Source organism: Streptomyces sp. NPDC005181, assembly GCF_040608395.1.
In the GTDB taxonomy this organism is placed as follows: Bacteria; Actinomycetota; Actinomycetes; order Streptomycetales; family Streptomycetaceae; genus Streptomyces.
In genome coordinates, this window is the sequence record NZ_JBEXID010000035.1 from 1 (window position 1) to 14148 (window position 14148).

General features: G+C 71.3%; 15 protein-coding genes and 1 pseudogene. 9 read left to right on the forward strand and 7 right to left on the reverse strand.

What is annotated here, in order from left to right; translation table 11 throughout:
• Positions 1-486 (forward strand): annotated as a pseudogene (locus ABZV38_RS22180) (xylose isomerase); the annotation flags it as partial.
• A gap of 57 nt (positions 487-543) precedes the next feature.
• Here the strand turns inward: ABZV38_RS22180 and ABZV38_RS22185 are convergent.
• From ABZV38_RS22185 to ABZV38_RS22200, 4 genes are all read right to left on the reverse strand, one after another.
• Positions 544-1788, reverse strand: a complete 1245-nt coding sequence (locus ABZV38_RS22185; RefSeq protein ID WP_356329455.1) for an ROK family protein — start codon at positions 1786-1788, stop codon at positions 544-546.
• A gap of 109 nt (positions 1789-1897) precedes the next feature.
• On the reverse strand, positions 1898-2518 hold the full coding sequence (locus ABZV38_RS22190) for a DUF305 domain-containing protein (RefSeq protein WP_356329561.1): 621 nt from the start codon (positions 2516-2518) through the stop codon (positions 1898-1900).
• A 26-nt stretch (positions 2519-2544) separates the two neighbouring features.
• Complete coding sequence (locus ABZV38_RS22195; RefSeq protein ID WP_356329457.1) at positions 2545-3195, reverse strand: DUF3105 domain-containing protein; 651 nt, start codon at positions 3193-3195, stop codon at positions 2545-2547.
• A 63-nt stretch (positions 3196-3258) separates the two neighbouring features.
• Complete coding sequence (locus ABZV38_RS22200) at positions 3259-3696, reverse strand: hypothetical protein (RefSeq protein ID WP_356329459.1); 438 nt, start codon at positions 3694-3696, stop codon at positions 3259-3261.
• A 102-nt stretch (positions 3697-3798) separates the two neighbouring features.
• Here ABZV38_RS22200 and ABZV38_RS22205 point away from each other — a divergent pair, with 102 nt between their 5' ends.
• Together ABZV38_RS22205 and ABZV38_RS22210 are read left to right on the forward strand one after the other, a co-directional pair.
• A complete protein-coding gene (locus tag ABZV38_RS22205; protein WP_356329461.1) occupies positions 3799-4632 on the forward strand; it encodes a phospholipid scramblase-related protein in 834 nt (277 codons plus the stop codon).
• 127 nt (positions 4633-4759) lie between these two features.
• Positions 4760-5404 carry a GNAT family N-acetyltransferase gene (locus ABZV38_RS22210; RefSeq protein ID WP_356329463.1) on the forward strand — a complete coding sequence of 215 codons (645 nt, stop codon included), beginning with the start codon at positions 4760-4762 and terminating at the stop codon, positions 5402-5404.
• Positions 5405-5477: 73 nt separating this feature from the next.
• On the opposite strand, the gene pcaB is transcribed toward ABZV38_RS22210, so the two are convergent.
• The 3 genes from pcaB to ABZV38_RS22225 all read right to left on the reverse strand — a co-directional run bounded on the left by pcaB (position 5478) and on the right by ABZV38_RS22225 (position 7825).
• Entirely contained in the window at positions 5478-6848 is a 1371-nt protein-coding gene (gene pcaB, locus ABZV38_RS22215; protein ID WP_356329465.1) for a 3-carboxy-cis,cis-muconate cycloisomerase, read from the reverse strand.
• Positions 6848-6973, reverse strand: a complete 126-nt coding sequence (locus ABZV38_RS22220; RefSeq protein WP_356329467.1) for a hypothetical protein — start codon at positions 6971-6973, stop codon at positions 6848-6850. The genes pcaB and ABZV38_RS22220 overlap by 1 nt, the downstream gene beginning before the upstream one ends.
• 87 nt (positions 6974-7060) lie before the next feature.
• Entirely contained in the window at positions 7061-7825 is a 765-nt protein-coding gene (locus ABZV38_RS22225) for a VOC family protein (protein WP_356329469.1), read from the reverse strand.
• 147 nt (positions 7826-7972) lie between these two features.
• Between ABZV38_RS22225 and ABZV38_RS22230 the strand changes: the two genes are divergently transcribed.
• From ABZV38_RS22230 to ABZV38_RS22255, 6 genes are all read left to right on the forward strand, one after another.
• Complete coding sequence (locus ABZV38_RS22230; protein WP_356329470.1) at positions 7973-9796, forward strand: FUSC family protein; 1824 nt, start codon at positions 7973-7975, stop codon at positions 9794-9796.
• A complete protein-coding gene (locus ABZV38_RS22235) occupies positions 9793-10299 on the forward strand; it encodes a MarR family transcriptional regulator (RefSeq protein ID WP_356329471.1) in 507 nt (168 codons plus the stop codon). The genes ABZV38_RS22230 and ABZV38_RS22235 overlap by 4 nt, the downstream gene beginning before the upstream one ends.
• A 777-nt stretch (positions 10300-11076) precedes the next feature.
• Entirely contained in the window at positions 11077-12681 is a 1605-nt protein-coding gene (locus ABZV38_RS22240) for an ATP-binding protein (protein ID WP_356329473.1), read from the forward strand.
• Positions 12678-13085: a roadblock/LC7 domain-containing protein gene (locus tag ABZV38_RS22245; protein ID WP_356329475.1), complete on the forward strand. Its 408-nt coding sequence runs from the start codon at positions 12678-12680 to the stop codon at positions 13083-13085. The genes ABZV38_RS22240 and ABZV38_RS22245 overlap by 4 nt, the downstream gene beginning before the upstream one ends.
• A complete protein-coding gene (locus ABZV38_RS22250; RefSeq protein WP_356329476.1) occupies positions 13082-13453 on the forward strand; it encodes a DUF742 domain-containing protein in 372 nt (123 codons plus the stop codon). The genes ABZV38_RS22245 and ABZV38_RS22250 overlap by 4 nt, the downstream gene beginning before the upstream one ends.
• A complete protein-coding gene (locus ABZV38_RS22255; RefSeq protein ID WP_356329478.1) occupies positions 13434-14048 on the forward strand; it encodes an ATP/GTP-binding protein in 615 nt (204 codons plus the stop codon). The genes ABZV38_RS22250 and ABZV38_RS22255 overlap by 20 nt, the downstream gene beginning before the upstream one ends.
• Positions 14049-14148: the final 100 nt, after the last annotated feature.

Genomic DNA, 14148 nt, shown 5'->3' on the forward strand with positions numbered 1-14148 from the left:
AACTTCCCGCACGGCATCGCGCAGGCCCTGTGGGCCGGCAAGCTCTACCACATCGACCTCAACGGCCAGTCCGGCATCAAGTACGACCAGGACCTGCGCTTCGGCGCCGGCGACCTGCGCCAGGCCTTCTGGCTCGTCGACCTCCTGGAGACCTCCGACTACGAGGGCCCGCGCCACTTCGACTTCAAGCCGCCGCGGACCGAGGGCTACGACGGTGTCTGGGCGTCGGCCGCGGGCTGCATGCGCAACTACCTGATCCTCAAGGAGCGCGCCGCCGCCTTCCGCGCCGACCCGGACGTCCGGGAGGCGCTGCGCGCGTCCCGGCTCGACGAGCTGGCCCAGCCCACCGCCGAGGACGGCGTGGCGGGGCTGCTGGCCGACCGGTCGGCCTACGAGGACTTCGATGTGACCGCGGCGGCGGAGCGCAGCATGGCGTTCGAGGCGCTGGACCAGCTGGCGCTGGACCACCTGCTCGGGGTCCGCTGAGGCCAGGGGGCGGGGCCGCCGGACCGGAGCCAGGTCCGGCGGCCGCACACCCCGTTGTCAGCCCGCCGCCCGTGCCGCGTACGCCGCGGGGTCGGCCAGTACGTCCTGCATCACCAGCGCTGCCGCACCCCGTGCGGCATCGCCCGCGACGGACGAGGCGCGCAGCCGCCCGCCGCTGCGGGACCACAGCCCGGACACCACCCTGCCCGTGAGCTCCTCGTCGGCGGGCGCCGACAGCCACGGCATCAGGCTCCGGTAGATCCCGCCGAGCACCACCGCGTCCGGGTCGAGCAGATTCACCGCCCCGGACAGCACCCGCCCCAGCATCCGGCCGGCCTCGGCCACCGCAGCCACCGCCCGCTCGTCCCCGGCCCGCGTGCGCCGCTCCAGCTCGGCCACTCCCATGCCGCGGCCGGTCTCCTCGATCCCGGCCGCCCGCAGGAGCGCCGCCTGTCCCGCGTACTGCTCCAGGCAGCCGCGCGAACCGCACCGGCACTCCGGACCGTCCGCGTCGACCACCACATGCCCGATCTCCCCGGCGAACCCGTGCGCGCCGCGCAGCAGTTCACCGTCGATGACCAGGGCGCCGCCGACGCCGATCTCACCCGTCAGGTACAGAAAGCTGCGCACCTCGTCGAGCCCGCCGAACCAGAGCTCGGCCAGCGCCGCCAGATTGGCCTCGTTCTCCGAACTCACCGGCAGTTCCGTGCAGCCGGGGCGCAGTGCGGCGAGCGAAGCCGAGAAGAGCTCCTCGGCCGGAACCTGGTGCCAGCCCAGGTTGGGTGCCTGGCGCACCGTGCCGCCGGACACCAGACCGGGCAGTGCGAGCGCCACCCCGACCGGGAACAGGTCCTGCTCGGCCGCCGAGTCCAGGGTGCGCGCCGCGATCCCGGCGGCCCGCGCCAGCACCTCGGCGGGCGGTGCGCCCCGGTTGTCGAGGTGCTCGGTCAGCCGGACCCGGCCGGTGCCGGCCAGATCGACGACGCACACCGACACATAGTCGATGTTGACTTCCACACCGAGCCCGGCGGGGCCGGTGCGTGCCACCTTGAGTGCGGTGCCGGGGCGTCCGGCCTGCCCGCTGAACGTCTTGCCGGACTCGGTCAGGAATCCGCTGTCGAGCAGTTGCTCGACCAGGGAGGACACGGCGGCCCGGGTCAGCCCCACGCGCGCGGCCACCCCGGCCCGGGTCGCCTCGCGGTCGCCCTCGTCACGGACGGCACGCAGCACCAGGCTGAGGTTGCTCCGTCGCACGGTGTCCTTGTCGGCCTTGGGCCCCAGCGTCGTGAGGTTGCTCTTCATATCGCTGATGAGCCTATGCGATGCCGTACGTCAGTACGGTCCGGAGCAGGCTCCGGACCGGGCTCGGGGGTCTCCTGTGTAAGGGATCACCGAGCCCGGACCGTCCGGCTCACGCCGTGGCGCCGCGCTCCTTGAGCATGTCCGCCATCAGCGCGATCTCCGACTGCTGGCCACGGACCATGCCCGCCGCCAGGTTCCTGATCTCCTCGGTGCCGGCCCCGGCGGCCGCCGCCTGTGCCATCTCCGCACCGGCCCGGTGGTGCACGGTCATCAGCCTGAGATACGTCACCTCGGCGTCCTTGCCCTTCGCCGCCCGCAGCGCGTCCAGCTCGGTGTCGGTCGCCATGCCCGGCATCAGCGAACCGTCGCCCCTGGGCTCGACGGCGTGGCCCATCCACTCCATGGGCGGGCGGCTCGAGCTCTTGGCGCGGCCCCACACGTCCAGCCAGCCGAGCATCATGCCGCGCTGATTGGCCTGGGTGTTGATGATGTCGTACGCGAGCCGTCGTACGTCCTCGTCGGCCGTCCGGTCACGGACGATGAACGACATCTCGACCGCTTGCTGATGGTGGATCGACATGTCTCGGGCGAACCCGGCATCGACCGAGGCGTCCGCGGGCTCGGTCGCCCGGTTCGCCTCCTGCGGAGCGGACGACGAGGTCGGACGTACGAGCATCAGCGCGACCAGCCCCAGGGCCAGCAGCAGTACCGCAGCTCCCGCCGCACCCATCCGCCACGGAGTGCGTACCGGGGGTGTCACTGGGCGATCCCGCCGGTGCACGCGGCGCCCGGCTCCGGGGTCTGCGGCCCCTGGACGTACTTCGTGAAGAACTGCGCGACGCGTGCGTCGGTCGCGCTCTTCACGGTGACCTGCTCGCCCCAGGCGCTGAGGATGAGCGGGGCGCCCTGGTCCTTCACCGGGCTCATGAGGGAGTACGGCGTCCTGGCGACGCGGTCGGCGAGTTTCTTGATGTCGGCGGGCTTCGCCTTCCCGTTGTACGTGACCCAGACGGCGCCGTGCTCCAGTGAGTGGACGGCGTTCTCGTCCGGGACCGGCTCGGTGTAGACGTCGGCGTCGCAGTTCATCCACACCGGGTTGTGGTCCCCGCCGACCGGCGGGTTCATCGGGTAGTCGACCTTCTTCTGGACATGGTTCTGGGTGAGCTCGTCCCAGCTCCGTTCGCCCCGGACGGGGGAGGACTTGGCCTGCTCCTCGGCCTGGTCCTGCTTGTCGGCGGCGGACATCAGATAGCCGCCGCCGGCGACGAGTCCGGCGATGACGGCCAGGGATGCGGCGATGGTGATGATGCGGTTGCGGCGCTCGCGGGCCCGCTCCTTGCGGCGGGCCTCATCCAGCTTGGCGCGGCGCGCGGCGGCAGGGGTGTTCTGCTTCTTGGCGGAAGCCATGGGGAGTCCTCGGGTTCAACACGATGTACGGAAAGTGGGCAGGCGGAAGAACTGGGCCTGCTTCTAAGTCCGTTGAACCTGGAGGCGGAGACGATCGACGGCGTCCACGGCGTCGTTGGAGGGGCCGCGGATACCGGTGGCGCCGGTGAGTCGGCCTTCCGGGGCGGTGACCGTCGAGGCGGGGAGCGCGACGGGAGCGGCCTGGGCGGGCAGGACGACGGGTGTCGCATGCTCCGAGACGTCGTGGCAGGAACTGCCGGCGCCACGGCCGCCCGCGGCCTCGGCCACGACGACGATGCGCGCGGTCGGCGGGGGAGTCGCGCCGGGAGCCGTGACCGCAGCCGGAGCCGCGGTCGCGGTCATGGTGCGGTGCGTGGCCGCGCCGGGCTCGGCGAGCGAACAGCACGAGACCGCGGCGAGCAGGGCGAACAGCCAGACGAGAACGGTGGACACACGGGCGTCACCGCGCCGCGCGCCGGTCCGTTCACTGAGCCTGGTCATCACCGACATGGTAGCGGTGTGTGAAATTTCAAGGAGTGTGGGGAGGCTGTGGATGTGGCAGTTGAGGGTTCCGCTGCTGGACCGGCGGGATAGTGTGCCTCGGTGACAACGCACTCGAACGTATCTGCGGGCTGGTATCCGGATCCGCATGGCGCGCCCCAGTTGCTGCGCTACTGGGACGGCTCCCAGTGGACCGAGCACACCAACCCGGCCGGCGGACAGCAGCCCCAGGCGCCGGCCCAGGGACAGGTGCCCCAGCAGCAGGCCGCCCCCCAGCATCAGCAGGCCGCCCCTCAGCAGATGGCGCAGCCTCAGCAAGGTGGTGTCCCCGGTGGCGCCTCGCTCTTCAATCAGCAGGTCCTGGTCGTGAACCAGAAGGCCAAGCTGATCGAGGTGACGAACGAGTACAGCGTCTTCGACCAGCACGGCAACACGATCGGCTCGGTCCTCCAGGTCGGCCAGAGCGCACTGCGCAAGGTGCTGCGGTTCGTCTCCAGCATCGACCAGTACCTCACCCACAAGCTTGAGATCCGTGACGCGTACGGCCAGCCGCAGCTGCTCCTGACCCGCCCGGCGAAGTTCATCAAGTCCCGGGTCGTCGTGCAGCGCCCGGACGGCAGCCCGGTCGGCGAGATCGTCCAGCAGAATGCCATCGGCAAGATCAACTTCGCCATCATGGTCGACGGTCAGCAGATCGGTGCCATCAAGGCGGAGAACTGGCGCGCCTGGAACTTCGCGATCGTCGATCACAACGACGCGGAGATCGCCCGGATCACCAAGACCTGGGAGGGCCTCGCGAAGACGCTGTTCACGACGGCGGACAACTACGTGCTGCAGATCCACTACCAGCTGCCCGAGCCGCTGCTGAGCCTCGTCGTGGCGACGGCGCTGACCGTGGACACCGCCCTCAAGCAGGACGCCCGCGGCCTCGGCTGACCAGGGAGCCCTTCCGCACGGCGCGCATCCGTACCTATGTGTACGGTGCGCGGGCGGACCCTCGTCCCGGGCAGGTCGCATGGCCGCTTCCCGGGTCGGGCGCCCCCTCGGTGGGACGATGACGGCCATGCCCTACCTGGTGCCGCCCCACATCCCTTCCGGCCGTCTCGCGGACGGTGCGCAACCCGCCCTGCCGGTCGCCGGCGATCTGCGCCTGCGGCCGTGGGAGTACACCGACGCACCCGCCGTTCACGCCGCCTTCTCGGATCCGGCGATCCAGCGCTGGCATCTGCGGCGGGCCGACTCCCAGGAGGAGGCCCGCGACTGGATCGAACAGTGGCAGGACGCCTGGCACGCCGAGACCGGTGTCCACTGGGCCGTCGTCCGCCCGAGGAACGGCGCGCCCGACGGAGCCGAGGAACTGCTCGGACGGATCTCGCTCCGCTCGCTGACGCTGGGCATCGGCCAGGCCGAATGCGCCTACTGGACCCTGCCCGCCGCCCGCGGGCAGGGCGTCGCACCCCGGTCCGTGGCCGCCGTGGCGCGCTGGGCCTTCGACGAGGTCGGCTTCGAGCGTCTGGAACTCGCCCACTCGGTCATGAACGAGGCGTCCTGCCGCGTTGCGACCAAGTCGGGCTTTGCGCTGGAGGGCACCCGGCGGCGAGGTCATCTGCACGCCGACGGCTGGCACGACATGCACATCCATGCCCGGATCCGGGGCGACGGTTCGAGCATCGCCGCCGGTCGGGGGGTCTGTCCCGACGCACCCTAGGGGTGGCAGCGTGGTGATCGCCCTGTCCGGCAGGCCGCATACCAAGGTGCGGCAGGCGGTCGCGGCGGAGCAGTCATCGGCGTTCCAGTGCCCGGTCGGTGAGGAGGCCCGCGGATCCGGTGTACCGGGTGGGGTCGGCCAGCTCCGCCAGATCGAGGCCTGCGAGCTCGGGTTCCTCGCGAAGGACGTCGAAGAGCACATCGGCGAGGTCCGTCGTCTCGGATCGAGCCCGGTCCGCCGCATCTGCGAGCACCTCCCTGGCCCGGGCCCGGCCGATCCGGTCGGCGAACACGGCAGCCAGTCGCTCCGCGACGATCAGACCGTCGGTGAGCTGGAGGTTCTCCCGCATGGCGTACGGGACGACCCGCAGCCCGGCCAGGAGTGCGGCGCCCTCGAGCGTGGCGCCGCCGACGAGCTGCAGCAGAGCGCGCAGCGGCTCCCACTCGGCGTGCCACGCCCCGGCAGGCCGCTCGTCCTCGGCGGCCAGTGAGCCGTAAAGGGTCGCCGCCAGGCCCGGCGCACGGCGGGCGGCCGCCGCGATCAGCGTGGCGCGCACCGGATTCGCCTTGTGCGGCAAGGCGGACGAACCGCCGCCCTGCTCCTCCTCGACCTCGCCGATCTCGGTGCGGGAGAGCGTGAGCACATCGGCGGCCACCTTGCCGAGAGCGCCCGCGGTGAAGGCGAGCGCACCGGCGAGATCGGCGATCGGGGTACGCAGGGTGTGCCAGGGCAACACCGGTTCCACCAGACCCACTTCGCGCGCGTAGGCGGCGACCAGAGCAGGTCCGTCGACCTCACCCTGCCCGGCGGAGGAGTCGGAGAACGTGGCGGAGAAGGCGAAAAAAGCCGCCAATGTGCCTGCCGCGCCACCCAGTTGGGCGGGCAGTGACGCCCGTACCGCAGCCAGCCGGTCCCGGGCGTCGAGGATCAGCGCGCGCCACCCCGCAGCCTTCAGCCCGAACGTGGTCGGCACGGCGTGCTGGGTGAGTGTGCGCCCCGCCATCTGTGTGTCGCGGTGCGTGGCCGCGTGCCGTGCCGCCTCGCCCGCCGCCCGCTCGAGATCGTCGAGCACCGCTGCCAGCGTCCGCGAGGCGACCAGCATCGCGGCCGTGTCGAGGATGTCCTGGCTGGTCGCCCCCCGGTGCACGTAGGGCCGGGCGTCCTCGGGAACAGCCGCCGTGAGGTCTGCCACCAGGGGAATGACCGGATTGCCGTCGGAGCGGGCCCGCAGCGCCAGATCGCGTACGTCGAAGCGGCCGGCGTCCGCCGTGTCCGTCACCGCCCGCCCGGCTCCGGCGGGGGCGAGTCCGCAGGCGGACTGGGCGCGGGTCAGCGCGGCCTCGGCGTCGAGCATCGCCTGAAGGAAGGCGCGGTCGCCGGTGGTGGCCTCGGCGGGGGAGCCGGCCCGCCCGGGGGCGAGCAGGCCGGCATCGCTCTCGTACATCAGCTGAACTCCAGGAGGACCGTTTCGCCGGCGCCGTGCAGACAGATGCCGAATCGATGGGTGCGCCGGTCCGTGGGCGTCGCGATCAGTGTGGCCCGGCGCTTCGCGTCCAGCGACTCCAGCAACGGGCCTCCGGCACGGACAGGGCCGTCAGTGCCGGGAGTCCGATCCGGGTGATCGCCCCGGCCCCGGCCGTGATCCGCCGGACACCCCTAGCCCTCCTCGCCCGCCAGGTGGATGCCGAAGACCGCTCCCTGCGGGTCGCGTACCACCGCGATCCGTGGGCCGTCCGGGACGTTCGTCGGCGGCAACATCATCTCGCCGCCCGCACCCTGCGCGGTGGCCGCGGTCGCGTCGACGTCCGTCACGGCGAAATAGGGCAGCCAGTTCGGCGGTGTCTCGGGCGGGAACGTGTCGTCCATCACCAGCATGCCGCCGAAGTCGGCGCCGTCCACGCCCCACTGCGGATACGTCTGCGACGCGTTGACCGTCCAGCCGAAGACCGCCGGGTAGAAGGAGAGCGCGGTATCGGCCTCTCGGGTGACGAGTTCGACCCAGCCGAGCGCGCCCGGCTCGTTCAGCAGGTCGGCGCCCGCGAAGGCCCGGCCCTGCCACAGCGAGAACACCGCGCCGGACGGGTCCGCGACCACCGCGAACCTCCCCTGGTCGAAGACGTCCATCGGGCCGACCAGCTGCGAGCCGGCCGCCGCCGTCACCTTGCCGACCGTGGCATCTGTGTCCTCGGTGGCGAACGAGACCGTCCAGGCGGGTGGCTGCCCCGGCTGATAGACCGGGCTGAGTGCGGCGACCCGCGCATCGCCGAGGTGTGCCAGCGTGTAGCCGCCGGCCTCCTCGCGCGGATCGGTCTCGGACCGCCAGCCGAAGAGCGCCGCGTAGAACGCCTTGGCTGCCGGGATGTCGGGCGTGCTCAGCTCGACCCAGCAGGGACCGCCGGACACCGGCTTGGTGAGTTTCATTCCGTTTCCCCTGTTCCCTCTGTCACTGCGTGGACGTGTGGGAGGCACCTGTGTTCTCGCACGCTATGACCGGCCGGGGAGCGGGGCCAGCGCGGCGCGGCATCGAGGAAACTGTTTTACGAGTGTAATACCTGTTAAAGTATGTGGGTGAGTGATTCAACCCTTCGTACCCGGCAGTCCGCAGTCCGCAGGCTTCCCCTGGTCGGCCCGTTGCGCCTGACCCGCCCCTCGGACATGTGGTTCAAGCCGGCACTGAGCGTGGTCGTCGCCTCCGCCGTACCGAATCTGGTGCTCCTCGCCTTCGGCCGGCTCGACCTTGTGATGTACACGATGGCCGGCTCGCTCTGTGCGCTGTACGGCCACAGCCTCCCGTACGCCCGCCGCGCCCGTACTGTCGCCGGAGTCGTCGTCGGCATGCTCGTCGGCATGGCGATATCCCTGGTCACGGCATCGCTCACCGACTCGACCGCCGTGCTGATCGCCGTCGGCGCGCTGCTCGCAGCCGGGCAGAAGGCGCTCTGCGACGCCACCCGCATCGGACCGCCCGGGCCGGTGATCTTCACCTTCGTCACCTCGGCCGCACTCTTCGCCCCGCAGCACCTCGGCCAGGTGCCCGGACACCTGGCGCTCACCGCGGCCGCGGGCGCGGTCTCCTGGCTGGTCACCGTCGGACCCGCGCTGCTGCGCCGGGAGGGCCCGGAGCGGCGCGCGACCGCCCGCGCCCTGGCCGCTGCCGCCGCGTACGCGGACGACCCCGGGCACCGCACCCGGCACGCCGCGGCCGCCGCCGTCCACGCGGCCTGGCAGACACTGCTCGTCGCCGGGCGCCCCACCCCTGTACGCCGGGAGCTGGAGCGGCTCGTCGTCCACGCCGAAGCCACGCTCGCCCTGGGCGCCCTGGGCGCACACCCCGGCCGCCACGCCGGTCCGGGCAGCAGCACCGGGGATGGCGGCCACGCCCGTACGGCGGACCGCGACACCGAGCTCGCCCCTACGACGGTCCGCACCCGCACCCGCGACCACGACACCGGAGCCCCCGTCGCCGACCCCGACCGGCTCCGCGCCTGGGCCGGGCAGACCCGGGCCCGTGGCCCCGTCCCCACTCCGCCGCCCGCCCCCGGCACCGCCGAGGAGCTCTTCGGGATCGAGGCCGAGCGGGCCGCCCGGCGGACGGGAAGCCGACGCGACGCCCGCCGTGCGGTGCTCCGCTCACTCGCCCCCGGCTCCCCGCTGCTGCCCGTCGCCGCCCGCGCCCTCATCGGCTGCGCCCTCGCCGGATATGTCTCGATGGCCGTCGGCGTCGGCCGCCCCTACTGGGCGATCGTCACCGCCGCCTCCCTCTATCAGGCCAATGTCACGCTCTCCTGGAACCGCGCCCTGCAGCGCACCCTCGGCAACCTCCTCGGCGTGCTCGTCTTCGCCGCCGTCCTCCCCGTCTCCCGGACAAGCCCGCTCGCGCTCATCGGCTGCTGCCTGCTCTTCAACTTCGCCGCAGAGGCTCTGATCACCCGCAACTACTGGCTCGGCTCCATCGCCGTGACCCCGATGGCCCTCCTCGTCCTGGAGTTCGGCGGGACGCACCCGGCCGGAGAGCTCATCGGCGACCGGGTCCTGGACACCGTCATCGGCGCCGCCGTCGGAATGCTCGCCGCCATGGCCGTCACCAACCGACGGGCCACCGGAAGCCTGGAACGGGCCCTCGCCGCCACCGACCGGGCCCGGGACCACGCCGTACAGACCATCGCCGCCCCGTCGCCCGCGCCCGCTGCCCTCGATGCCGCCCGTCGCAGACTGACGGGATCGCTCGTCGAACTGCGCGAGGCCGGCGACACGGCAGCCGGCGAATGGTGGCAGCGCGCCCTGCCGGAGGAGCACATTCTCGCGGCCGAGCAGGCCGGACACCGTACGCTCGCGGCGACAGCAACACGGCAGGGGCTCATCGCCCCCGTCCCGGAGAACGGAGCGGTGTGACCGACGACATCGTCGCCTCGGTGGTACGGCAGTGGCACGCCGTCAACCCGGAGCTGGACACCGGACCGATGGAACTCATCGGCCGGATCAACCGCTGCGCCGCCCTGCTCCAGCAGGCGGAGGACGCCCCGCTGCGCGCCGCCGGACTCTCCCGCGCCGAGTTCGACCTGCTGGGCGCCGTACGGCGTACCGACCGCGAGCTCACCCCCGGTGAGCTGGCCAGGGAGACGTTCTCCTCCGGTGCCGCCGTCACCAAGCGCCTCCGGACCCTCCAGGAGCGCGGCCTGGTCGACCGTCGCAGCGACGACCGCGACCGCCGCGTCGCACACGTCCGTCTCACCGAGGAGGGGCGTACCCTGGTCGACGAACTGCTGCCCCGGCAGCTGGCGTACGAACGCGCCGTGCTCTCCGGCCTCGACGAGCAGACCCGTGGCGAACTCAGCGCGCAGCTCAGCGAATTGCTGGTCCAGCTGGAGGGACGCATCGGCGGGGTCCGGCGCTGACCCAGACGCCGGACCCCCACTTCGCGCGCGTGGGCGACGGCTGCCAGACGGCCCGCTCCGGCCGTCGGCCCACCCGTGGACGGACGGCCAGGATCAGCACGCAGCCCACCGCGCCCTCGTTCATCGCCGGCGCCATCCCCTGGTACGTGATCAGCAGCGCGGCGCCGACGGCAGGGGGGCCGAGCCCCGCGTAGAAGATCGTGCAGGCGAAGAGGGTGTCGAACTCCTTCTCCGTCGCCTCGTGCGCGGGCCTGATCGGGCCGGTGATCCCGGCGTTGTCGATCAGGATGTCGATCCGGCCGTGGGCCGCGCGCCGATTCCGCCGGCACCGCCCGCCACTCTCACTCCTGTGCCGTGCCCTCGTCCGCCGGTCATGTTTCTACTTCGGATCCTCTTCGATCGCATGTGCTTGCGTTCCTCGGGGTGGGACTGAATGGGCCACTCGAGCATCGGTGCGTTCGGCAATTTCGTCCCTCACCGTCCCCTCTTCGAAAGTGAGTCCCGACAATGTCCGCAGAGGGGTACGTAAAGGGGTGCTGTCCTCGCGCTTCGGCGTCACGTCACTCCTTGTGCGCGGCCGAAGGCGGTGCGTGCAAAAACTCGTGAGTGTATTACCGCCGGAGCGCCCGCGCAGGGGGTTGGGTGAATATGCCGAAGCACTGTTTCTATCTGGCTAAGCTCACGCGCAGAGAAGTCGAGTTGAGATGAATTCGAGCGCTTGTTCCTGCACACCCCTGATGTGCGCATATCTCCCGAATCAACCGCCAGAGGTCTTAGATGGTTCGAGTTGAATCACCACCGATCGACCGAGAAGTCCCCGTTGCTCGCGCCGCGTTGCTCCCCGTGCTCCTGATGGCCGGCGCCACCGCCGCCGCCGCGGCACTGGTCTCCGAGCCCGCGCGGATACCAGTCGTCTGGTGTGGAGCCGTCGCCACCGTCGTGGTCGCCTCACTCGCCGTCGTGCTCGCCCGCCGCGGACGCGCGATGCGCAGGCAGCGCGCCGAGTACGAACGCCGCCTCGCCGTCCTGGAACACCGCCTCGCCACCCATGACGAAGAGGCCATTCGGATCAGCAAGGAGCTGCTGCCGGCCGCGATCCACCGGCTCCGGGTGGGCAATTCGCCCGACGAGGTGCTGCGCGACGTCATCGACGCCGACGAGACGTACCGCGACCTTCCCGACGCCCAACGCGCCCTTGTCCGCACGGTGCTGAACATCATCGACAACGAGGAGGCGATGCGTGACTCCGCGCAGCGCGCCTTCGTCAACGTCGCCCGGCGCGTCCAGGCGATCGTCCACCGCCAGGCCTCCGAGCTGCGGGAGATGGAGGAGCACCACGGGCGCAACCCCGACGTCTTCGACGACCTGCTGCGCATCGACCACGGCACCGCGCTGATCGGCCGCCTCGCCGACTCCATCGCGGTGCTCGGCGGCGCCCGCCCCAGCCGCCAATGGCCCAAGCCCGTACCGCTGTTCAGTGTGCTGCGCGGCGCCATGTCCCGGATCCTCGAGTACCCGCGCGTCGATCTGCACTCGATCGCCAAGGTCGCCATCATCGGCACCGCGGTCGAGCCGCTCATCCATGCCTGCGCCGAGCTCCTCGACAACGCCACCCGCTACTCGCCGCCGCAGACCCGGGTACACGTCACCGCGGTCGAGGTGCAGACCGGCATCGCCATCGAGATCGAGGACGGCGGCGTCAGCCTCAGCGAGGAGGCCCGCGAACGGGCGGAGAACATGCTCGCCAGGGCCCAGGCCGGATCCAATATGAACGACCTCGGCGAGTCCCCGCGACTCGGTATGGCCGTCGTCGGCCGGCTCTCCCGGATGTACGACCTCCAGGTCTCGCTGCGGCAGTCCGCGTACGGAGGGGTCCGCGCCGTACTCATCGTGCCCCGCGCCATGATCACCACAGGCCCCGCCCCCGGTATCGCCCACGGCATCGGCGCCACGTCGAGGCCCACCAGCGACATCGACCTCTCGAACATGAAGCATGTCGTTCCGCCGCGCAGCAAGCACCGCCAGCCTCTCCCCGTGGAATCCCGCCCGGCCACCGGACCGGTCGCCTCCGACCCCCGGCCGGCCGCCCCCGCGTCCGCCATGGGGGACGACGCCCCGGTGGTGACCGAATGGACCGCCGGCGGCCTCCCGCAGCGCCGCAGCCGCGGCCGCGCACCGCTCGGCTCGCACAATCTCCCCGCGCAGCCCGCCGCCCCCGCCGCAGGACAGCGCAACGGCCACCGCAACGGGAGCGACAGCGCCAAGGAGCCCCCGCCCGGACTCTGGCTGGAGGCATTCACCAACGCCGTCAACGGCGTGCCGCAGGAGCCGAAGACCGGCGAAGACTCTGACGATGCGTGGGACAAGGGAGACCTGAAGTGATCCAGCAACGCGGCAATATGGACTGGATGCTCAAGGAGCTGGCCGACGACGTTCCTGACATCCATCAGATCGTGGTGCTCTCCGCGGACGGCCTGCGCATCGCCCGGCACGGCGGCGACCCCGATGTCGCCGACCGGCTGGCGGCCGCCTGCGCCGGACTGCAGAGCCTGGCCGCCGCCGTCGCCTCCGAAATCCCTTACAGCGACGGCATGATGCGGCTCGTCGTCATCGAAGTCACGGGCGGTTTCTTCTACCTGATGGTTGCCGGGACCGGTGCGTACCTTGCGGTCCTCGCCGGAGAGACGGTGGATGCGGGACTCGTCGGGGCACGGATGCGCGACATGGTCGTCCGGATCGGCGCCCACCTCACGAGCCCGCCGCGTCATGACGGGCAGGCCGGATGAGTGCTCCCCGACGAGAACGCCGAAGGACCGATCCGGCACTGAGCGATCCGGAACGGTTGTACGTGATCACCGGCGATCCCGACGGCAGCGAGCGGGCGGCGCTCGACCTGGTCACGATGGTCGTTGCGAAGGTGGAACCGACGCCGACGGTCCAGCCCGAACAGGCCGTGATCCTGCGGCTCTGCCAGGCGCCGTTATCCGTCGCCGAGATCTCGGCCTACCTCAGCCTGCCGTTCAGCGTGGTGACCTCGCTCCTCACCGATCTCCTCACGACCGAACTGATCGAATCGCGCGCGCCCATTGTCCGCGCCACACTCCCGGACAGGTCTCTTCTCGAAGCGGTGATGCATGGACTTCAGAAACTCTGACACGATCACCGGCCCCAGGACCGAGGACATCCTGCCCACCACGGCCACCGCGGCCGTGAAGGTGGTGATAGTCGGTGGGTTCGGGGTCGGCAAGACGACCATGGTGGGTTCCGTCAGCGAGATCCGGCCCCTGACCACCGAAGAGACCATGACCCAGGCCGGCGTCGGCGTGGACGACAACTTCGGGGTGGAGAGCAAGACCGCCACCACCGTCGCCATGGACTTCGGCCGGATCAGCATCAGCGACGAGCTCATCCTCTACCTCTTCGGCACCCCGGGCCAGGAACGCTTCTGGTTCCTGTGGAACGGCCTCTTCGAGGGCGCCCTCGGCGCCGTCGTCCTCATCGACACCCGGCGCCTCGAGGTCAGCTTCGATGTCATCGGGCGTCTGGAGGAGCGCGGAGTGCCGTTCGTCGTCGCCGTCAACACCTTCCCGGACGCCCCGAAGCACTCGGTCGAGGCATTGCGCAGTGCCCTGGACCTGCCGGACGAGGTCCCGATGATCGACTGCGACGCGAGACTGCGCATGTCCAGCCGCGATGTGCTGATGACCCTGATGCGCTATCTGCACAGCCTGGCCGTCCCGCTCGGCTGACGCCACCCCACCGCGCTGTGCCCGCCCCCACACGCACCCCGCTGGACACCCTCTTGGCACCCGCTCGATGCCTCGCCCGTACTCATCCGATCTTGACAGC

Coding starts and splice junctions, on each gene's coding strand:
- pcaB (WP_356329465.1), bottom strand. CDS start 6,848: ATGTACGAGAGCGATGCCGGCCTGCTCGCCCCCGGGCGGGCCGGCTCC.
- ABZV38_RS22255 (WP_356329478.1), top strand. CDS start 13,434: ATGGACTTCAGAAACTCTGACACGATCACCGGCCCCAGGACCGAGGAC.
- ABZV38_RS22190 (WP_356329561.1), bottom strand. CDS start 2,518: ATGGGTGCGGCGGGAGCTGCGGTACTGCTGCTGGCCCTGGGGCTGGTC.
- ABZV38_RS22195 (WP_356329457.1), bottom strand. CDS start 3,195: ATGGCTTCCGCCAAGAAGCAGAACACCCCTGCCGCCGCGCGCCGCGCC.
- ABZV38_RS22225 (WP_356329469.1), bottom strand. CDS start 7,825: ATGAAACTCACCAAGCCGGTGTCCGGCGGTCCCTGCTGGGTCGAGCTG.
- ABZV38_RS22200 (WP_356329459.1), bottom strand. CDS start 3,696: ATGACCAGGCTCAGTGAACGGACCGGCGCGCGGCGCGGTGACGCCCGT.
- ABZV38_RS22210 (WP_356329463.1), top strand. CDS start 4,760: ATGCCCTACCTGGTGCCGCCCCACATCCCTTCCGGCCGTCTCGCGGAC.
- ABZV38_RS22185 (WP_356329455.1), bottom strand. CDS start 1,788: ATGAAGAGCAACCTCACGACGCTGGGGCCCAAGGCCGACAAGGACACC.
- ABZV38_RS22250 (WP_356329476.1), top strand. CDS start 13,082: ATGAGTGCTCCCCGACGAGAACGCCGAAGGACCGATCCGGCACTGAGC.
- ABZV38_RS22240 (WP_356329473.1), top strand. CDS start 11,077: ATGGTTCGAGTTGAATCACCACCGATCGACCGAGAAGTCCCCGTTGCT.